The 20,509-nt window shown below is 61.0% G+C and carries 17 protein-coding genes; 13 read left to right on the forward strand and 4 right to left on the reverse strand.

The window, feature by feature from the left end:
• Position 1 precedes the first annotated feature (1 nt).
• The 12 genes from ABIE28_RS20380 to ABIE28_RS20435 all read left to right on the forward strand — a co-directional run bounded on the left by ABIE28_RS20380 (position 2) and on the right by ABIE28_RS20435 (position 14,282).
• Entirely contained in the window at positions 2-847 is an 846-nt protein-coding gene (locus ABIE28_RS20380; RefSeq protein WP_354066188.1) for a CheR family methyltransferase, read from the forward strand.
• A complete protein-coding gene (locus tag ABIE28_RS20385; protein ID WP_354066190.1) occupies positions 844-1,893 on the forward strand; it encodes a protein-glutamate methylesterase/protein-glutamine glutaminase in 1,050 nt (349 codons plus the stop codon). The genes ABIE28_RS20380 and ABIE28_RS20385 overlap by 4 nt, the downstream gene beginning before the upstream one ends.
• A gap of 112 nt (positions 1,894-2,005) precedes the next feature.
• The gene (locus tag ABIE28_RS20390; RefSeq protein ID WP_354066192.1) at positions 2,006-2,395 is read left to right on the forward strand and encodes a response regulator; all 390 of its coding nucleotides are present in this window, start codon (positions 2,006-2,008) and stop codon (positions 2,393-2,395) included.
• A 226-nt stretch (positions 2,396-2,621) separates the two neighbouring features.
• Entirely contained in the window at positions 2,622-4,691 is a 2,070-nt protein-coding gene (locus ABIE28_RS20395) for a methyl-accepting chemotaxis protein (protein WP_354066194.1), read from the forward strand.
• Between the two features lie 264 nt (positions 4,692-4,955).
• A complete protein-coding gene (locus tag ABIE28_RS20400; RefSeq protein ID WP_354066196.1) occupies positions 4,956-7,409 on the forward strand; it encodes a methyl-accepting chemotaxis protein in 2,454 nt (817 codons plus the stop codon).
• Positions 7,410-7,751: 342 nt separating this feature from the next.
• Positions 7,752-9,515: a methyl-accepting chemotaxis protein gene (locus ABIE28_RS20405; protein ID WP_354066198.1), complete on the forward strand. Its 1,764-nt coding sequence runs from the start codon at positions 7,752-7,754 to the stop codon at positions 9,513-9,515.
• Positions 9,516-9,586: 71 nt separating this feature from the next.
• Positions 9,587-9,967, forward strand: a complete 381-nt coding sequence (locus tag ABIE28_RS20410; RefSeq protein ID WP_354066200.1) for a hypothetical protein — start codon at positions 9,587-9,589, stop codon at positions 9,965-9,967.
• 38 nt (positions 9,968-10,005) lie between these two features.
• Positions 10,006-10,368 carry a methylglyoxal synthase gene (locus ABIE28_RS20415; RefSeq protein ID WP_354066202.1) on the forward strand — a complete coding sequence of 121 codons (363 nt, stop codon included), beginning with the start codon at positions 10,006-10,008 and terminating at the stop codon, positions 10,366-10,368.
• Positions 10,369-10,468: 100 nt separating this feature from the next.
• Entirely contained in the window at positions 10,469-11,251 is a 783-nt protein-coding gene (locus ABIE28_RS20420; RefSeq protein WP_354066204.1) for an ABC transporter ATP-binding protein, read from the forward strand.
• Positions 11,252-11,956, forward strand: coding sequence for an ABC transporter ATP-binding protein (locus ABIE28_RS20425; protein ID WP_354066206.1), 705 nt, complete (start codon positions 11,252-11,254; stop codon positions 11,954-11,956). It abuts the gene before it with no gap.
• Positions 11,957-11,961: 5 nt separating this feature from the next.
• Positions 11,962-12,960 (forward strand): branched-chain amino acid ABC transporter permease, encoded by a 999-nt coding sequence (locus tag ABIE28_RS20430; protein WP_354066208.1) that lies wholly within the window; start codon positions 11,962-11,964, stop codon positions 12,958-12,960.
• A complete protein-coding gene (locus ABIE28_RS20435) occupies positions 12,957-14,282 on the forward strand; it encodes a branched-chain amino acid ABC transporter permease (RefSeq protein ID WP_354066210.1) in 1,326 nt (441 codons plus the stop codon). Before ABIE28_RS20430 ends, ABIE28_RS20435 begins: the two co-directional genes overlap by 4 nt.
• Before the next feature lie 355 nt (positions 14,283-14,637).
• Here the strand turns inward: ABIE28_RS20435 and ABIE28_RS20440 are convergent, their stop codons facing one another.
• A complete protein-coding gene (locus ABIE28_RS20440; protein ID WP_354066212.1) occupies positions 14,638-15,846 on the reverse strand; it encodes an ABC transporter substrate-binding protein in 1,209 nt (402 codons plus the stop codon).
• A gap of 227 nt (positions 15,847-16,073) precedes the next feature.
• Here ABIE28_RS20440 and ABIE28_RS20445 point away from each other — a divergent pair, with 227 nt between their 5' ends.
• A complete protein-coding gene (locus tag ABIE28_RS20445; RefSeq protein ID WP_354066214.1) occupies positions 16,074-17,108 on the forward strand; it encodes a glycine betaine ABC transporter substrate-binding protein in 1,035 nt (344 codons plus the stop codon).
• Between the two features lie 40 nt (positions 17,109-17,148).
• Here ABIE28_RS20445 and proX read toward each other — a convergent pair whose 3' ends face one another.
• From proX to ABIE28_RS20460, 3 genes are all read right to left on the reverse strand, one after another.
• The gene (gene proX, locus ABIE28_RS20450; RefSeq protein ID WP_354066216.1) at positions 17,149-18,165 is read right to left on the reverse strand and encodes a glycine betaine/L-proline ABC transporter substrate-binding protein ProX; all 1,017 of its coding nucleotides are present in this window, start codon (positions 18,163-18,165) and stop codon (positions 17,149-17,151) included.
• A gap of 89 nt (positions 18,166-18,254) precedes the next feature.
• Positions 18,255-19,184, reverse strand: coding sequence for an ABC transporter permease (locus ABIE28_RS20455; RefSeq protein ID WP_354066218.1), 930 nt, complete (start codon positions 19,182-19,184; stop codon positions 18,255-18,257).
• 39 nt (positions 19,185-19,223) lie between these two features.
• Positions 19,224-20,456, reverse strand: a complete 1,233-nt coding sequence (locus ABIE28_RS20460) for a quaternary amine ABC transporter ATP-binding protein (protein WP_354066220.1) — start codon at positions 20,454-20,456, stop codon at positions 19,224-19,226.
• Positions 20,457-20,509: the final 53 nt, after the last annotated feature.

Here is a 20,509-nt window from a genome sequence, read left to right on the forward strand (position 1 = left end):
CATGGAATACGGGGAAATTTCTCTTAGCGACCGCGAGTTCACCCGCATCAAGGATCGGGTCTATTCGGTGGCCGGCATTGCGCTCAGCGATGCCAAGCGCACGTTGGTCGTGTCGCGCCTGTCCAAGATCGTGCGGGCGCTGGGGCTGCCAAGCTTTAACGACTATCTCGATTTCCTCGAGCGCGGTGGCAGCGTTGGCGACGGCCAGGATTTCATCAACGCACTGACCACCAATCTCACCCGGTTTTACCGGGAAGATCACCATTTCGAACATCTGCGGACCTATGTCGGCACGCTGGTCGCGCAAAAGCCGCGCGGCAGCCGCCTGCGCATCTGGTCGGCCGGCTGCTCGACAGGGCAGGAGCCCTATACGATCGGCATGCACCTGCTGGCCGCCTATCCCGAGCTCAAGCGCTGGGATTTCAAAATCCTGGCCACCGACATCGACACCAATGTCATCGCCAAGGCAGCGCGCGGCATCTATCCAGAGAACGAGCTGAACGGGCTCAATCCCGAGCGCGCCCGGCAGCTGGAAAATGTCGGTGACGGCACCATCCGTGTCCCTGCGGAGGTTCAGGCTCTGATATCGTTCAAGCCGCTGAACCTGATTGGCCCCTGGCCGATGAAGGGGCCGTTTGACGCCATCTTTTGCCGCAACGTCGCGATCTATTTTGACAAGCAGACGCAGGGCGAGATGTTCGGCCGCTTCGGCAAGTTGCTGCCGTCCGACGCCTTCTTGTATATCGGTCATTCGGAAAATCTGGGGACAGGGGGCGATGGCTTTACCCTTGTCGGCAAGACCATCTACCAAGCCCGCGCCAAAGTGCAAAAACGAGACGCAGCATGAGCATCAAGGTCCTGGTTGTTGATGACTCGGCACTGATCCGAGAAGTGCTGACCCGCATGCTGATGCGCGACAACGATATCGACGTTGTCGGCACGGCGACCGACCCCATTGAGGCGCGCGAAAAGATCAAAGCGCTCAATCCCGATGTGGTAACGCTCGATATCGAAATGCCCAATATGAACGGGCTGCAGTTTCTCGATCGGCTGATGCGCCTGCGGCCGACACCAGTGGTGATGGTCTCGACGCTGACCACGCGCGGCGCCAGCGAAACCCTTCTGGCGCTCGAACTGGGCGCGGTCGATTTCGTCGCCAAGCCAAGCGCCGATTTCTCCGGTGGCATCGAGGCGTTCGGGGCCAATCTGCGCGACAAGATCCGCGCTGCGGCCAAGTCCGACGTCCGCGGGCGTTCGGCCAGTCGTGCCGACGCACCCAAGGTTGCGGTCAAAACCGCCGCTGCCCCTGTCGGGTCGGTCATTGCCATCGGCGCATCGACGGGTGGCGTTGAAGCCATCCGCATGGTGCTCAGCACCATGCCGGTCGATTGCCCGCCAATCGTTATTGCACAGCACATGCCGGCCGGCTTCACCAGCCGGTTTGCCGCACGGCTCAATGAACTCTCGATCATCACCGTGGTCGAGGCCGAAGATCGGATGCCGCTGCTGCCGGGCCACGCCTATGTTGCCCCCGGTGACTATCACCTGCGGGTCGAGCGTAGTCTTGGTCAGCTCAAGACCCGGCTTGGACAGGAAGACCCGATGAGCGGGCACCGCCCGAGCGTTGACGTGCTGTTCGGCTCCGTCGCCAAAACAGTCGGGCCGCTGGCGGTGGGGGCGATCCTCACCGGCATGGGGCGTGACGGCGCGCGCGGGCTCAAGCTGATGCGCGATGCTGGCGCTTATACGGTAGGCCAGAGCCAGGCGTCGTCGTTGGTTTATGGCATGCCCCGGGTGGCCTTCGAGGAGGGCGCAGTGGTCGAGCAGGCGCCCATCGAAGCCGTCGCTTCACGACTGGCCATGGCACTGGGACGGCTCAAATCGGCAGCGTAAACCGCTCCGGCACAATGCCAAGGTCTGGATTGATAGATTTGTAACGCTTGTTGCCTAGTGTTTTGCTCGTGCAGGGCACACGTCCCCTGGCGCATAGAAGGTGCAATACAACATGCCGAAAGCCAGCGCTGTCAGCGTCCTGATCGTCGATGACCAGCAGTCCATGCGCGGCATTTGTAAGTATATCCTGACCCAGTTGGGATTCAAGGATATCATCGAAGCCAAAAGCGGTCGCGATGCTTTGGGTAAGCTTGAAAAATCCAATGTCGACCTGATCATTTCCGACTGGAACATGGAAGACATCGACGGTCTTACTTTGCTCAAGGTCGTCCGCAAGCATCCGCGCACGCAGGCCATGCCATTCATCATGGCGACCGGCCGTTCCGACAAGGAACAGGTCAAGGAAGCAATTTCTTTCGGTGTGAACAACTATATCATTAAGCCGTTCGATGCTTCGACCATGAAAAAGCGCATCGAAGCCGTTATCGGCGCGCTGAGCTGAGGCGACCGCCCCCGCGCGGTTTCTCCTGAATTTTCCTGCGTGACAATCTCTTAGATAATACTTGTACTCGATTAGATTTATTGTTCAAAAATACTGTTGTTCGAGTTGGGGTTTATTTTCCTAGGCTGGATGATGAACCGCAGTTTAACCAATCTATACCATAGTTGTACGTAGCAGATCTGCAGGCGTCACGCCGTGCATGGACTGCCGTTGGAGTAGTGCATCTATGCGCAGGTTTTTTGCGGTCTTCGGCAATATCAAAATGACGACCGCGATTTCGGCGCTGGTCCTTGTCTGCATTATCAGCTCGATCGCCGCCATGTCCGGCGCGATCTATTTCACGCTCTACCCCCAATCGATTGCCGATAGCCGCGCGCAGCAGGAATCAAACCTTGCTGCCGCATCGACCATCCTGGAGCGCAATATATCTGGCTCGGTGTTGGGTTGGACCGATGGCACGATCCGGGCCTATCTCAGCTGGTCGCCGCCGCAGTTTTACGACAACAAGATCATCGACTCGGTGACCCGCGTCACCAAGCAGGATGCTTCGGTCTATGTGCTGGATGCCGAAACCAAGGTTCTCGCAGTCAAGACGACCAGCCTGCTCAACGAAGACGGTGAGCGCGCCATGGACTTAACGCTCCAGGCGGCCAACCCAGCCTATGTGTCGATCATGGCGGGCGAGCCGTTCTACGACCAGTTGCCGATGAATGGCACCAAATACTTCGGCGCCTTCCTGCCGATGAAGGACATGGATGGCGCGGTTACCGGCGCGATCTTTGTCGGCACACCCATGGCCAATGTGGAGGCGACGGCGCATGGCGTGCTCGGGCTGATCCTGCTCGTTGGCGGCGTCGTGACTGTGGTGCTGGGCCTGATCGGCTTCCTGTTATCGCGGGTTATCACCGCGCCCATTCCGCGCCTCGCCAAATCGATGCAGGCGATTGCCAGCAATGACTACGAGACCGTGGTGCCCTATATTGGCCTCGGCAATGAAGTGGGTGGCATGGCGCGTGCCGTGGAAGTGTTCCGCGAAAACGGTCTGCGCGTCAGCCATATGACCGAAGCCGAAGCCGCACGGATCATTGCCGACGCAGAAAAGCGCAAGCAGATGATGGGCGAGTTGCGCGCAGCCTTTGGCGAGGTGGTCGATGCGGCCATTGCCGGCGATTTCACCGGGCAGGTTGCGGCAACATTTCCCGACGATGAACTCAATGGCCTTGCCAGCAGCATCAACAATCTCGTTTCGAACTTCCATCGCGGCATGACGGAAGTTGGCGAGGTGCTGTGCAATATCGCCAGCACCAATCTGACGGTGCGCGTCGAGGGCGATTATGAGGGTGCGTTTGCCATCCTCAAGCGGGATGTCAACGCGGTGGCCGACAAGCTGACCGAAGTGGTCGGCCAGCTGCGTCACGCCTCGGGGTCGCTCAAATCGGCCACCAGCGAAATGCTGACCGGCGCCAATGACCTCAGCGAACGCACCAATCGGCAGGCCGCGACTATCGAGGAAACGGCCGCCGCCATGGAGCAGCTGTCTGCGACGGTGCAGAAAAACGCACAGAGCGCCCGCCAGGCCAGCGTCAATGCAGGCGATGTGACGCGCACCGCCGAAGAGGGCGGGCAGGTGATGGATGAAGCGACCGCCGCCATGGAGCGGATCACGCAATCCTCGTCCAAGATTTCCAACATTATCGGCATGATCGATGACATCGCCTTCCAGACCAATCTTTTGGCCCTGAACGCCTCGGTCGAAGCGGCCCGGGCCGGTGAAGCTGGCCGGGGCTTTGCCGTCGTCGCCGTCGAAGTGCGGCGGCTGGCGCAATCTGCGGCCAAGGCGTCGAGCGAAGTCAAAGAGCTGATCGAACAATCGAGCGATGAGGTCAAGTCGGGCTCAAAGCTGGTCGGTCAGGCTGGCGGCAAGCTCAAGGTGATGCTCGATGCGGCGCGCGGCAATCTGGGGCTGCTCGAATCCATCGCTGTCGAAAGCCGCGAGCAAGTGTCGGCCATTGACGAGGTTTCGGCTGCCGTACGCCTGATGGATGAGATGACACAGCACAATTCGGCCTTGGTCGAGGAAACCAATGCCGCGATCGAGCAGACTGAGGCGCAGGCTGTGGAGCTGGATCGGATCGTTGAAGTGTTCCAGATCGCGGGCGCGCGATATACTGTAGCGCAAGCCGCGCCTACTGCTTTGACCGGCGCGCGTGGCCTTCAGGATCGACTGGCCCATGCCTCGTCGCGCATAGTCAATCGCGGTTCCAGCGCACTGGCGCCCGACTGGAGCGAATTCTAGCTCTTCCCCAAGCCCATTATCGATCTTCCTGCTGCCGGTGTTCTCGCAAAAGAGGCGCCGGCAGCGCCGTTTTTCGGGCAACATCGCCAAGTTTGCGCGCAGGACTTTGAGCCTATGATCTGGTCTTTTGCGACGCCTGAATGACGATCTAGGAAGCAATTCCTTAACCAGAGCCTTCTTATTATCTGGTTAGGCATGACTGCGGAAAATCGAGCTGTGGGCGTGCCTCTATACGGCTCTACGCCACAACTGCGGATTCCCTGCATGCTCAGAGATCTAAAACTTGCATCCAAGCTCCCGACCCTGGTGGTCGCGATTGCGCTTGTGACCGGCGCCAGCCTGGCTTTCGTCGCCTATTATGCCAGCAATGTCATCGTCACCGAGCAGGCCGAGCAGCGCCTTAAGGCCGCCGCCGCCAATGCAAAAACCTCGCTTGAGGCCTATCTCGATGAGACGGCGGAAGACCTGACGCTATTTGCCGGTCGCTCGGAAATCGCCTCGAGTATTGATCTGTTTGCCGGTGCGCGGCGCTCGCTGAACGGGCAGGGTGATCCAGTCGAACTGCTGCAGAACGCCTATATCACCCAGAGCAGCCTGCCGGCTGGCGAACGCCTCAGCATCGATAGCTCGGACCAGGTGCCGATCTACGACCTGCATCACCGCAACCTGCACCCCGATTTCCGCGAGCTTCTCGTCAAACGCGAATATTCGGACGTGCTGCTGTTCGATACCTATTTCAACAATGTTTATTCGGTGCAGAAAGGGGCCGATTTCGGCACCAATTTCGCCGAGGGTGGCGGCCCCTGGGCGTCGAGCGATCTCGGTCGTGTTGTCCGCGCGGCCATGGCTGGCGCGGAAGGCGAGGTTTTCCTCTCCGACTTCGCGCCTTATGGTCCCAATGGCGGTGCACCGGCCAGCTTCATAGCAGCGCCAGTATTCGAGCAGAACTTCCTGATCGGCGTCATCGCCTTTCACATTCCGGCCGAAAAGATTGGCACCGTGCTGCAGCGTACGCAGGGCCTTGGGGATAGCGGCGAAGTCTATCTGATCGGCAATGATGGTCTGGCGCGCAATGACTCTGCCGGGACAGTTGAGAACGATGTTCTGACGTTGTCGCTGACCGGTGCTGCCGTCAGCACTGCTTTGGCGGGTGCGCCGGGCCTCGGCCCGCTCGCGCATCACGATGGTTCGACCTATATCGCTGCCACAGAGCCGCTGATGTTTGGCGGCGTCAACTGGGCTGTCGTGGCGCAGGAGAGCGAAACCGAGATCTCGGCGCCTTCGATTGGCCTGCGCAACACCATGCTGATGATCGGCGCGCTGCTGCTGGCGCTTGCGGCCATCACCAGTGTCTTGATTGCCCGCACCATTACCCGGCCGATTTCGCGCCTCACCGATGCCATGGCCGATATCGCGGCCGACAAGCTCGATGTTGTCGTGCCCGGCCTAGACCGTGGCGACGAGCTTGGCGACATGGCCGATGCGGTGGAAGTGTTCCGCAGCAATGGCCTCAGCATGCGCGATCTGCGCGCGGCCGAGCTTGATATGAGCGAAGAACGCGCCGAGCAAGTCAGCGTCATTCGCGGGCTGCAGCAGGATATCGGCGCGGTTGTCGCTTCGGCCATCGACGGCGATTTCTCCGGTCGCGTCGGCACCGATCTCAATGATCCCGAACTGCGTCAGCTGGCGCAGAACGTCAATGATCTGGTCGAAACGGTCGATCGTGGCCTGACCGAAACCGGCAGCGTCCTGGCGTCTCTGGCCCGTGCCGATCTCAGCCAGCGCATGGTGGGCAACTACAAGGGCGCCTTCAGTCGCCTCAAGGCCGATACTAATGGCGTTGCCGAGCATCTGGGACAGATCGTCAGCCAGCTGCGCGACACATCGGGTGCGCTCAAGCAAGCCACCGGCGAAATCCTGTCAGGCGCCAATGATTTGTCCGAGCGCACGACGCGGCAGGCGGCGACCATCGAAGAAACCAGCGCGGCCATCGAGCAGCTCAGCCACACAGTGGTCGACAATGCCGCCCAGGCCGAAAAGGCCAGCGTCAAGGCGCGTGCCGTGTCGACCGAAGCTGAAGCCAGTGGCGCGGTGATGGGGCAGGCCACGCAGGCCATGCAGCGCATTACCCAGTCGTCGGCCAAGATTTCCGACATCATCCGCCTGATCGACGATATCGCCTTCCAGACCAACCTTTTGGCGCTGAACGCGTCGGTCGAAGCCGCGCGGGCCGGCGATGCCGGCAAGGGCTTTGCGGTTGTGGCGGTTGAAGTGCGGCGTCTGGCGCAGTCGGCGGCAAATGCGTCGTCCGACATCAAGGTGCTGATCGAACAGAGCGCCACCGAAGTGCGCGGCGGCACCGAACTGGTCGCCAATGCTGCCGAGCGCCTGGTTGGCGTGCAGGATGCCATCCGCACCAATGCGTCGCTGCTGGACGGTATTGCCCGCGCCAGCCGCGAACAGGCGGCCTCGATTGATGCCGTCAACCTTGCGGTGCGCCAGCTCGATGAGATGACGCAGCACAATGCGGCGCTGGTCGAAGAAACCAATGCCGCCATCGCCCAGACAGAGGCACAGGCCAGCGATCTGGATCGGGTGATCGGCAGTTTCACCTTAGCCGAGCATGAACAGGTCGCGCCAGAAACCGGCGCGCGGGGAGTGCTCGACAGCCTCAAAGCGGTCGCCGGAAGCTACTTCGGTAGGGCTCGGGCCGGATAGAGATCAACGAACCGGGCGCCAAGTATGGCGCCCCTTTTACGCCGTTTAGCATTGGAGAGGAAGCGAAGCCAATCGGTGTCAAAAATTTGAGCAGGCGCAGATTTGCAGCAGTCGTTGGTGGGGGCCGGCGGAGGCATATGGCAACGCTGGCGTCACTTATCGGACCACAGCAAGAACGAGAGCAGCAGCCAGATGGCGGGAGCGTCTCGATCTACCGATGAGGGCCTTTGCGTAGGCCAATACGCAGATGTCGTAGGCCGTGACGAACCCCCGTTTATTTAATGTTCTCTATCCTGAGGCGTGAGCGCCGAAAGGTGGAGCAGAAGCTGGAGGGCACTCTCGATGGGTATGTTCGGACGGACCAATAATGATGACAGGGCCAAGGTCGAGGCCATCATGCGAAGCCAGGCGGTGATCGAGTTCAAGCTCGATGGTACGATCATCACGGCCAACGAGAATTTCCTTGGCACGCTCGGCTATGAGCTCAGCGAAATCGCAGGCCAGCACCACAGGATGTTCGTCGATCCGGCCTATGTGCAGTCGGACGAGTACAAGCAGTTCTGGGATGATCTTGCGGCGGGTAAGTTCCAGGCCGCAGCCTATCGGCGCATCGCCAAGGGCGGACGCGAAGTCTGGATCCAAGCCACCTACAATCCCGTGTTCGACAAAGCAGGAAAGGTGGTCAAGGTCATCAAATTTGCCACCGACATCACCGCGCAGAAAAACCATGCTGCCGATCACGAGGCCCAGATCGCGGCGATTTCGCGCGTGCAGGCCGTCATCGAGTTCGACCTCGATGGCACGGTGCGCGACGCCAACGAGAATTTCCTTGCTACAGTCGGCTATCGGTTCGACGAGATTGCCGGCAAGCACCACAGCATGTTCTGCGAACCGGCCTATGCCGCCAGCGCCGACTACGCGGCGTTCTGGGCCCGACTGCGCAATGGCGAATATGTCGCCGCTGAATTCCACCGCTTGGGTAAGGGTGGTCGCGAAGTCTGGATTCAGGCTTCCTACAACCCGATCCTTGATGCGCAGGGCAAGCCGGTCAAGGTCGTCAAATTCGCCACCGACATTACCGAGCGCAAGCGCGCCGAAGGCATTATCAGCCACCTGACTAATAGTCTGGCGCTGATGGCGGAAGGCGATCTGAGCGGCCGCATCGAGACCGAATTTACCGGGCAATACGAGCAGTTGCGCGTGGCATTCAACCAGTCGCTGAGCCGCCTGCTCGATATCGTCACAAGCCTCCAAAAGACCTCGCGCTCGCTCAAGACTGCAACCGGCGAAATCCTTGCTGGCGCCAATGACCTTTCCGAGCGCACCACAAAGCAGGCGGCGACCATCGAGGAAACCTCGGCAGCGGTCGAACAGCTTTCGGTCGCCGTGCAGGAGAACGCCGTGCGGGCGGCGACGGCCAGCCAGAAGGCGCAGACCGTCAGCACCAGCGCCACCGAAGGCGGCACGGTGATGACCGAGGCCAATGCGGCCATGGTCGCCATCGAGGCCAGCTCGGGCAAGATTTCCAACATCATCGGGCTGATCGACGACATCGCCTTCCAGACCAATCTTCTGGCGCTCAACGCGTCGGTCGAAGCCGCGCGGGCCGGCGATGCGGGCAAGGGCTTTGCCGTGGTGGCGGTGGAAGTCCGCCGTCTGGCGCAGTCGGCAGCTCAGGCCTCGAGCGACGTGAAGGTGTTGATCGAAGCCAGCGCCAAAGAGGTCAACAATGGCTCGCGTCTGGTCGGGCAGGCATCCGAAAAGCTGCTGGCCATTCTGGCCGGAGCGCAGGAAAGCTCGGTGCTGATCGATTCCATCGCGCAGGCCAATCGCGAACAGTCCTCGGCGCTCGAAGAGGTGACGGTTGCCGTCCGGCTGATGGACGAAATGACCCAGCACAATGCGGCGCTGGTCGAAGAAACCAATGCCGCCATCGAGCAAACCGAGTCCCAGGCCAGTGAGCTCGATGGCATCGTCGATATCTTCCGCATCGAAGTTGGCGCCGCCGAAGTAGCACCAGCCTTTGCGCCACGCCGCCGCACGATGCCAATCCCGACCCGAACATTGGGTAATACTGCCATCTCGCCCGACTGGAGTGAGTTCTAGGCTTTGGCGTGCTGACACAGGCTGTCAGCACCACGTGACATGACTGCCGGGTGTAACAACCCGGCGCTGTCATGCTCAATTCAGTCATTGATCCCGTCTATTCGCGCGCCTTTGCCGATCTGGTCGAGCCGCTGCCCACGCCCATTGCCGAGTTGACGGCGCGGCTGGTGGCCATGGTCGCTGCGCATCCCGGTCTATCGGGCAAGGTTGCCACGGGCTGGAAAGCGGTCAATTTCCGCCACTCGGCCGCTGGGCAGATCTGTTCAGTCTTCCCGCAAGCCGAAAGCGTGTCGCTCTATTTCCAGCATGGTCGCCTGCTCGGGCACGGCGAAGGCCTGTTACTCGGCGATGGGCTCAAGCAGGGACGATACTTGCGCCTTGGCAGCGAGGACGACATTCCCGTCGACCAGATTGGGTTCTTGCTGGCCGAAGCCATTGCCCTTGTCGCTTGAAGCATGCTTGAAAGCTGGCACACAGCTTGGAGAGCAGCATGGCGCATATCGGCCTCGTGGCACATGACGAAAAGAAAGACGATCTGTGCGTCTGGGCGGCTCACCACAAGGAAAAGTTGAGCCAGCACGAGCTTTGGGCCACTGGCACGACGGGCGGGCGCCTCATGGCGGCGACGGGCCTGCCGGTAACGCTCCTCAAGAGCGGTCCCTTGGGCGGCGATCAGCAACTTGGCGCGATGATTGCCGAGGGCAAGCTCGACATGCTGATTTTCTTTATTGATCCATTGTCGGCGCAGCCCCATGACGTAGACGTAAAGGCGTTGACGCGGCTCGCTACATTGTACGATGTGCCCCTCGCCAACAATAAATCCACAGCAGATGCAGTGCTCGCCTATCTCTGAGCGGCTTGCCTAGGTTGACCCATTGCCCGCTCTATGAGCAGATGCCACAAAATAGCCCGGAACTAACCGGGGATGGCTCTTGGGAAACGGGACGGTTTTAGTGTCCTACGACTTGGTTATTGACGTTCGCAACGTCAGCAAACGCTTTGGCGGCCTGACGGCCGTAAACAACTGCTCGCTTTCGGTTCGCCGTGGCTCCATTACAGGGCTGATCGGCCCGAACGGGGCTGGAAAGTCGACACTGTTCAATATCGTCGCCGGCAATATTGTGCCCGACGAGGGTGCAGTGATTTTCGACGGCGCCGATGTGACGGGGCTCAAACCGCACGAACTGTTCCGCACCGGCATGTTGCGGACCTTCCAGATCGCGCATGAGTTCTCCCACATGACGGCTCTGGAGAACCTGATGATGGTTCCCGGCGACCAGCCCGGCGAGTCCTTGATGAGCACCTGGTTCAGACCGGGGCTGGTGAAGTCGCGAGAGACGGAAGTGCGCAAGAAAGCGCTCGACGTCATTGACTTCCTCAAGCTCGGCCACGTGCGCAACGAACTGGCCGGCAATCTCAGCGGTGGGCAGAAAAAACTGCTCGAGCTGGGCCGCACCATGATGGTGGACGCCAAGATCGTGCTGCTCGACGAGGTGGCGGCGGGCGTCAACAAGACCCTGCTCAATGACCTTGCCGCCAATATCGAGCGGATGAACAAGGAACTCGGCTACACCTTCTTTGTCATCGAGCACGACATGGACCTGATCGGGCGCCTGTGCGATCCGGTCATCGTGATGGCGCAGGGCGAAAAGATCGCCGAAGGCCCGATGGAAGAAATCCGCGCCAACCCGCAAATCGTCGAAGCCTATTTCGGCACGCCAGTCGAGGTAGCATAGATGTCCCTGATTGAACTGAAACACGTCGTCGGCGGATATGGCGGCGCGCCTATCCTTAACGGCGTCAACATGGCCATCGACCAGTCCGATATCGGGGTGATCGTGGGGCCCAATGGCGCTGGCAAGTCGACCACGCTCAAGGCCATCTTCGGCCTGCTCAAGGTCACTGGCGGCACGATCGAATTTGGCGGCGAAGACATTGCCAATTCGCTGCCCGACAAGCTGGTGCCCAAGGGGCTGAGCTTTGTGCCGCAGGAAAAGAACGTCTTCACCTCGCTGACGGTGGAAGAGAACCTCGAAATGGGCGCGTTCACCCGCAAGGATGATTTCCGCGACACCATCAGCTGGGTTTACAAGATGTTCCCGGTGCTGGCGGAAAAGCGTCGCCAGCCAGCCGGCGAACTCTCCGGCGGTCAACGCCAGATGGTGGCCATGGGCCGCGCTTTGATGAGCAAGCCCAAGCTTTTGATGCTGGACGAGCCCTCTGCGGGCCTGTCGCCACGCTATGTCATCGAGATTTTCGAGACCATCGTGCGGGTCAACCAGGAAGGCGTTGGCATCCTGATGGTTGAGCAGAATGCACGCCAGGCATTGGCTTTTGCATCCAAGGGGTTCGTCCTCGCCAGCGGTCAAAACCGTTTCACCGGCACCGGGCCTGAGCTCATTGCCGATCCTGAAGTCGCCAAAAGCTTTCTGGGGGGCTGAGGGTCATGGACGAACTCATTTTCTTTATCAACCGCGTGTTGATTTCGGGCACCGTGCTCGGTTCGATTTATGCACTGGGCGCCATCGGCATTACCTTGGTGTTCGGCATCCTGCGTTTCGCGCACTTCGCGCATGGCGACATGATGACCATGGGTGCCTTTATCGGCTTCGTCATCGCCAGCATTCTGGCCGGCATGGGCATCGCAACACCGATCCCGATGGCCTTCGTGGTCATGCCGCTGGCCATGGTGGTGACCGCGGTCATCGCCCTTGGCATCGATAAGGGCTTTTACGCGCCGCTGAGGCGACGTGGTGTGCCTTCGGTGACGCTGCTGATCGCCTCGATCGGCGTCACCCTGATGCTGCAGGGCCTGATCCGGCTGCTGTTCGGTTCGGGGACGCGCTCGCTCTATATCAACGAGAGCAAGGAAATCTTCCGTATCGACATGACTGCCTTTGGCGGTTCGCGGCCGATCTCGATCACCGAGCCTCAGGTTCTGATGATGGTGGTCACCGTCATTCTGGTACTGGCGCTACACTTCTTCCTAACCCGCTCGCGGTTGGGCAAGGCCATGCGCGCCATGGCTGACAATGCCGCTCTGGCGCAGGTCTCGGGGATCAACACGGCGCTGGTCGTGCGGGTCACCTGGATCATTGCCGGATCGTTGGCTTGCGTTGCCGGCACCATGCTGGCGCTCGACGTGGCGCTGATGCCAGACCTTGCCTTCAACATCGTGCTGCCGATCTTTGCCGCCGCAATCGTGGGTGGTCTTGGCCATGTCTATGGCGCCATCGTTGGTGGATTCCTCATCGCCTTTGCCGAAACGCTGGCGGTGTTTAACTGGACCAGCATCTTGCGGCCGATGACGACGTGGCTGCCGTTTGACCTGCCCGCCAATCTGGCGCTGGTGCCAACCGAGTATAAACTCACCGTCGCCTTCGTCATTCTGGTGATCACGTTGCTCGCCCGTCCGACCGGAATCTTCAAGGGAGTGTCGTCATGAGCGATACCACTGTGCGCAAGGGTCTGGACCTGAGCGATCCCAAGATGCGCTCGATCGTGCTGTTCGCCGCGATGTTCGTCATCATCTTGATCGTCGGCTATGTGCAGGGCGCGGCCAACACCACCCTGCTGCTGACCCAGGCAATTGCCTATGCGCTGATCGCGCTCGGGCTCAATATCCAGTGGGGCTATGGCGGGTTGTTCAACTTCGCCGTCATGGGCTTCATGATGTTGGGTGGCGCGGCCACCGTCACCCTCTCGGCGCCGGTCAATCCGCTGTTCTGGGACAGCGAAGGCCCGATCCTGCTCGGCAAGGCCCTCGCCATGTTCCTCGTTGGCGCGCTGGTCGTGATGGCCGCGCGGCAGTCCCATCGCATCGGCATCAAGGGCGGCTGGAAGGTCGCTCTGATCGTTCTGGCGTGGTTCATCGCCTATGTCGCCTATCGCAGCCAGATCGACCCGGCTGCGGCCTATATCGAGTCTACCGCTGGCTATATCGGTGGCCTCGGACTCAACCCGGTGCTCGGCTGGTTGATTGGCGGCGTGTTGGCGGCGATCATGGCCTTTATCATTGGCCGGATCAGCCTTGGTCTGCGCAGCGATTATCTGGCAATTGCCACCATCGGCATTTCGGAAATCCTGCGTGCCTTCATCAAGAACATGGACTGGTGGACGCGCGGCACCCAGACGGTGTCGCCCATGCCTTGGCCCGTGCCGCTGCCGCAGCAATACCAGGCCGATGGCGTTTCGATCTCGGACTCGTTCGTCTTCGCCCGCCTCGGCTTCCTGGCACTTGCGCTGACCATTCTGGTCGTCGTGTTCTTCTTTATCCAGCGCGCCTATGGCGGTCCGTGGGGCCGCATGATGCGCTCCATCCGCGACAACCACATTGCCGCCGGTTCCATGGGCAAGGACATCAAGGGCCGTCAGCTCGAACTGTTCGTCATGGGCTCGGTGCTGATCGGCATCGGTGGCGCCATGCTCACCAGCTTCAACCAGATTTTCGACCCCTCCAGCTATCAACCGATCAACCACACCTTCATGGTCTGGGTGATGGTTATCGTTGGCGGCGCCGGCAATAATCTGGGCGTGCTGCTCGGCACCTTCCTGATCTACATCGCCTGGGTCGTGTCCGATCCGCTCGCGCAGGCGATCTTTAAGAACCTGTCGGCCTGGAGCCAGTCCGTTGGCTGGGGCGCAATTCCCGAGATCGACTCGCGTGCGCTACAGATGCGTGTGTTCGTGCTCGGCGTGATCATCACCATCGCCCTGCGCTACGCCCCCAGGGGCCTGCTCCCCGAAGTGGTGCAGAAGCAGAAGTAAGCGCGGCTAGAGACCAAAAGGCCCGGGAGCGATCCCGGGCTTTTTTTGTTCGTGCAGGCAGGGCCGAAGGCCCTCCCGCCGTCTGCGAGCGCACTGCTGATCCCCCCATCCAGCGTGTTAGCCCGGCCTTGAGCCGGGCCCATCTCGAGATCGTCAAACGGCCGCAAGGTGGTTCATCCGACCACCTCAGGATGGATCCCGGCTCAAGGCCGGGATGACATCTAGCTTGGGACACGGACAGTGACACCCGCAGCCAGGGCAAACGGAATGTGGCCCGCACCAGCGCGCCCACCTCCACAAACAAAAAGGCCCAGGATCGCTCCCGGGCCTTTCCGCATAATGGTAAAAGCTCTGATTAGTTGATCAGGCCCTTGTTGACGATCTTGCCGCCTTCGATGACGAAATAGTCGATGCCGCCGGCGATGTCGCCTGCTGCGTCGAAGTCGAGGTTGCTTGAAGCGCCTTCATAGTCGATGTCGGTGCCGGCCTTGATAAGCTCGACAGCCTTCTTCCATTCGCCGGGCAGGATCTTCTCGCCGGGAGCGGAGGTCACGTCGCGCAGAGCGGTCGACAGGTTGGCACGGTCGGCATTGCCGTTCTTTTCGATGGCGAGAGCCAGCGCAAAGACCGCGTCATAGGACTGTGGGCCATAGGTGGTGTCTGGAACCAGACCCGCATCGGTCGCGAGCTTGGCATAGATGTCATAGGCTTCGCCCGAAGCAGCAGCTGCCTGGGTTAGGATCAGGCCTTCCAGCGTTGCCGCGTCGCGGCTTGCCAGCAGGGCTTCACCGGCCATACCGTCGCCGCCGAGGAACTGGTCAAAGCTGCCAGCTTCGAGAGCCTGGTTCAGGATCGCGCCGCCGCCGGCATTTTCGTAGCCGTAGATCACCAGCGTGGTTGCGCCCGAGGATTCGATCTGGCCGATTTCCGGACGGTAGTCAGCCTTGCCATCTTCGTGTGCGACGTTGGACAGGATCTTGCCGCCACCAGCGGTGAAGGTCGAAGCGAACTGGTCAGCCAGGCCCTTGCCGTAGTCGTTGTTCACATAGGTGACGCCGACTTCCTTGATGCCCTTGGAGAGCAGCAGCTCAGCGCCCTTGGCGCCCTGGAAGGCGTCCGACACAACGGTGCGGTACAGCAGGTCGTTGTCTTCGGTGGTGGTCAGCACTGGTGCGGAAGCCGATGGCGAGATGAACACGACATTGCCGGGAAGGCCAGCAGTGTTGAAGGCGGCCAGCGTTGCGCCGGTGCAATAGGCGCCGAACACAGCAGTCACGTTCTCGGTGTTGACGAGACGGTCAGCGGCTGGGCCAGCGGTATCGGCCGAGCAGGCGCCGTCAGCAACGATCGACACGAGCTTTTCGCCGTTCAAAATGCCGCCCTGATCGTTGACGTTGGCGACAGCCAGGTTGCCGGCCGAAACCATGCCGCCAGCAAAGCCGGCGATCGGGCCCGTCACGTCAGCCAAAAAGCCGAGCTTGACGTCCGCAGCCATCGCTGGCGCTGCAACGGCAAGCGCCGTGGCGGCAACGGCCAGGGTCAGAGATTTCTTGAAATTGAGCATGTACGTCCCTCTGATGGGTCGATCCGGGGGGCGGTTCTTGAGTGAACCAGTCTTTCCGGTCGGATCGACGCGATAAAGGGGGCGCAACCCACGCCCCGCTGAGCAGACTGTTGCACATTTGTTTGGGGCGAGTCACCGGGTATTGATTGGGAAATCAGGCTGGTGCTGCTGTTGCTTAACGAGGACGGTTTTTGCATAGAGTGGGGCCAAGAACAGGAGTGGCGGCAATGCAGGCACGGCTAGGCTTGGCGACCATGATCGCGGTGGCCACATTGAGCGTGATGCCGGCCCACGCCCAGTTCACCGTGCTCGATCAGGCACAGGACGGCGCACAGAGCCAGCCCACGCCCGCTGGTGGCCCGACAGCCCCGCCGCCGGTCTGTGGCACCCAGCCGATCACCATTGCCAGCATGAGCTGGCCCTCGGCGCAATTGCTGGCCGAAATCCATGCCCGGATCCTCTCCGAAGAATATGGCTGCGAGACGCGCGTGATCCCCGGCGATCTGGCGGCGACCGGCTCGTCGATGGGCTCCACCGGGCAACCTGCGGTGGCGCCCGAAATGTGGATCACCCGCATTGCCGAAGTGTGGAATGCCGGGGTCGAAGCACAAATGCTGCGCCCGGCGGCGCCGACCTATGTCGAAACCCAGTTCGAGGGCTGGTTCATCCCGGCTTTTCTTGCGACCGCGCAGCCACAATTGCGCAGCGTCGCTGGGCTTGCGGCGATGATCCCGACGCTCAATGGCGGCGCGCCGGTGCGGCTGATTTCCTGCCCGGTCGACTGGGCCTGTGCCGTCATCAACCGTAATCTGGTGACCGCACTCGGCCTCACTAATCTGGTCGAGATCGTCGAGCCAGCCAATCGGTTCGAAATGGATACGCTGATCGCCGAGGCGGTCAGCAAGCGTGAGCCGGTGCTGTTTTATTATTGGCAGCCAAATGCCGTGCTGGCGCAGTTCGATTTCGTGCCGCTCGATATGGGGCCCTATGATGAGGAAGCCGCCAAGTGTCTGGCGCGGGTGGCTTGCGAAGCGCCCAAGGCCAGCGCCTTTGTCAGCGAAAACGTTGTTGTGGCGCTCGCCGAATGGGTCTTTACCGAGACCCCAACCATTGCCGCCTATTTCCAGCGCACCAGCCTGCCGCTGGCCGAGATGAATACGCTGCTGGCCGAACTCAACGAGCCGGGCGCGACGGCGCAAGGCGTGGCCGAGCGGTTCGTCTCGGAGCGCGAAGAAGTTTGGCGCGAATGGGTCGGACAGTAAGCGAAAAGAAAAACGGGCCCCGTGGGGCCCGTTGGTATTTTTAGCTCGCGCTGCGGGCGGTTTCGAGCCAGCCGTCGACGGTGGCGCGGTTGTTTTCGATCCACTCAGCGGCCTGCGCGGCAACGTCGTCATTGCCTTCGTTCATCTCGGCGTTCTGGGCGAACACATCGCCGAGCGGCACTTCGACCGCTTCGAGCAGCTTGCCGACAGCCGGATTGGCTCCAAGGAAGGCTGAGTTGATCACCGGCACGATGTCATTGGCCGGGAAGCCGAGCTTGCACGGATCGTTCACGCAGCCTTCAACCCCAGCAATGGTTGCGGCATCGGCCAGATCCATGTCGGGCAGATTGACCTCAGGCACTTCGATCCAGACCACGTCTTCGCCGGGAACCAGCTGATTGACGGTCCAGTTCGGGGTCCAGGTGTAGAACAGGATGTTCTCGCCGGCATTGTAGGCGGCAACAGCATCGGCCATCGAAGCGGCATAACCAGCCTTGATGGTGTTGATGTTGCCGCGCAGGTCATAGGCATCCATGTGATGCTCGATATTGATCTCGCAGCCCCAGCCCGGAGGGCAGGCAACCATATCGGCCAGGCCATCGCCATTGCGGTCAAACGCAGCCTGCACTTCAGGGCGCTTGAAGTCTTCGAGCGAGGTGATGCCAAACTCTTCGGCCGCTGACTTGTTGATCAGATAGCCTTCCAGAGCACCGCCCTTGGCAACGGCACCGACGATTTCGGCGCTGCCTTCAAAGGTTGGGCGATAGGTGTTGTGCAGCGGGAACCAGCCATCAACCCACAGGTCCATGTCGCCCTGGGCGACCGACTGGTAGAAGGGCGGGTTATCAAGCGTGGTTGGGCCTTCGACAGTATAGCCGAGTTCTTCGATGAGCTGCTTGTAGATCTGGGCGGTAAACCAGCCGGTGTCCCAGGTGGCCTGCGCCATGCGGACGGTGGTGCCCTCGCCGGGCTGGTCCTGCGCGATGGCAGGCAGGGCTACGGTTGTGCTCATCAGGGCGACGGCCAGTACAGTCAGTGAAGTCTTGAGACGGAACATTGTGTGTTTGTCTCCTTTTTCTTGTCAGTTCGAAGGCCCGGCAAAACCGGGAGCGAAGACGGGACCAGAAAGCCCCGTGCTTGAGCGGCCTAGGCCGCTTTCTCTGTCACCCCGACCGGCTGAACCGGGCGGAGGCGAAACAGGGAAACGAAAGTCTGGCGCAGCGAGGGCATGGTGGCGTTGTTGCGCTCGGCCAACCCCTGCGTGATGCGGTCGAGAATGATGGCGAGGATGACGATGCCCACGCCGCCTGCGGTGGCGCCACCGACATCAAGACGACCAAGGCCGGTATTGACCACAAGGCCAAGCCCGCCAGCGCCGATCAGCGCGGTGATCACCACCATCGACAGCGCCAGCATCAGGGTCTGGTTGAGACCAGCCATGATGGTGCGCATGGCGAGCGGCAATTGCACTTCGGTCAGCATCTGCCATGAGGTCGAGCCAAAGGCGTGCGCCGCCTCGATCAGATCGCCGCGCACATTGCGGATGCCCAGATTGGTCAGGCGCACAATCGGGGGCAGGGCGAAGATGATCGTCGCGATAATGCCGGGGGCCATGCCAACGCCAAACAGCATGACGATGGGCACCAGATACACAAAGCTGGGAATGGTCTGCATGATGTCGAGCACCGGCCGGGTGATCTTCCAGGCGAGGTCGGAGCGCGCCGCCAGAATACCGGCGGGAATACCGATCAGCGTGCAGAAAAACACCGAGGTCACGATCATGGCGAGCGTCGTCATGGTCTGCGACCACAGCCCGATCATGTCGATAAAGACCAGCCCGAGAATGGCAAAGATCGCCATGCCGCGACCGGCGGTCTTATAGGCGGTCAGCGCCAGCACCAGCGCCGTCACCAGCATGGGCACGAAGTTGAAGAACCGGTCGAGCCCGCTCAGCACCAGGGTGATGGGCACCTGCATGGCGCGGAAGAAGGGACGGAAATTGGGAATGAGCCAGTCCTTGACCAGCAGATTGACCCAATCGTCGAACGGAATGATGAGAAAGTCGGACGGGCTCACGCACGCCTCCTTGCATTGGTGGGTTTCAGACGGTCGCGATCAGCGCGTAACAGGCGCGGCGGCATCGTCGGGGGAAGATTCGAGATAGGCTTCGGGCGTCAGCTGCGCGAAGACGGCGTCGGGTTCGACGACGCCGACTAGCTTGTTGTCGGCGTCGGTCACCGCGATCGGCAGACCGGCGCTGGCGGAGCCATAGAGATCGACCAGTTGGTCATCCGAATTGGCCGTGGGGAAATCGGTGATCATCACATCGGCCAGTTCGGGCGACGGGGTGGAGGTGTCCCGCTCGGCTGCGGTCAGGTCCTTGTAGGTCACGACGCCGGCAATCTCTTCGCCGTCCATCAGGTAGATGGCGTTGCGATTGGTCGCTTCCATGTCGGCAATGGCGCTTTCGGCCGTGCCGGTGCTGAGCTGCATGGCGTCGGCATCGGTGGCGACATTGGCAGCGGTAAAGACGCGGCCCCGGTCAATGTCAGCCACGAAAGCGGCGACATAATCATCGGCGGGCTGGGAGACGATTTCGCGGGCCGTGCCGGTCTGGACCACCTGGCCATCCTTCATGATGGCAATGCGGTCGCCCAGGATCAGCGCTTCGTTGAGATCGTGGGTGATAAAGACGATGGTTTTCTTCAGCGTCTTTTGCAGGTTCAGCAGCTCGTCCTGCATTTCCTTGCGGATCAGCGGGTCGAGCGCGCCGAAAGGTTCATCCATCAGCAGCACTTCGGGCTCGGTGGCGAGCGCCCGGGCAAGGCCGACGCGCTGCTGCATGCCGCCCGACAATGCCGATGGTGGGCTATCGGCCCAGGGCGCCAGACCAACCTGATCGAGCGCGGCCATGGCCTTGGTGCGGCGCTCTGCGGCGGGCACGCCTTTGACCTTGAGCCCATAGGCGGCATTTTCGGCGATGGTGCGATGCGGGAACAGCGCAAAGTGCTGGAACACCATGGCGATCTTGTCGCGCCGGATGCGGCGCAAGGCCGATGGCGAACAGGTGGCGACGTCTTCGCCGTCGATGGTGATGCTGCCCGCGCTCGGCTTGATCAGCCCGTTGAGCATGCGCACGAGGGTGGATTTGCCGGAGCCCGAAAGCCCCATGACGACAAAGATCTGGCCTTCATCCACATCGAAGCTGGCGTCCTGTACGCCAACGGTCTGGCCAGTGTCGCGCAGGATGTCTTGCTTGCTCTCGCCTGCCTTGAGGCGTTGCAGGGCTGCCTTGGGCGCTTTGCCGAAGATTTTATAGACGTCAGTGACGCGTAACTTGGGTGCCATGTGGCCTCTTTTTGGTGCGGAAGAATAGAGCGGAATGATCTTCGCAGTATTCT

Source organism: Devosia sp. 2618 (assembly GCF_040546815.1).
Classification (GTDB): domain Bacteria; phylum Pseudomonadota; class Alphaproteobacteria; order Rhizobiales; family Devosiaceae; genus Devosia.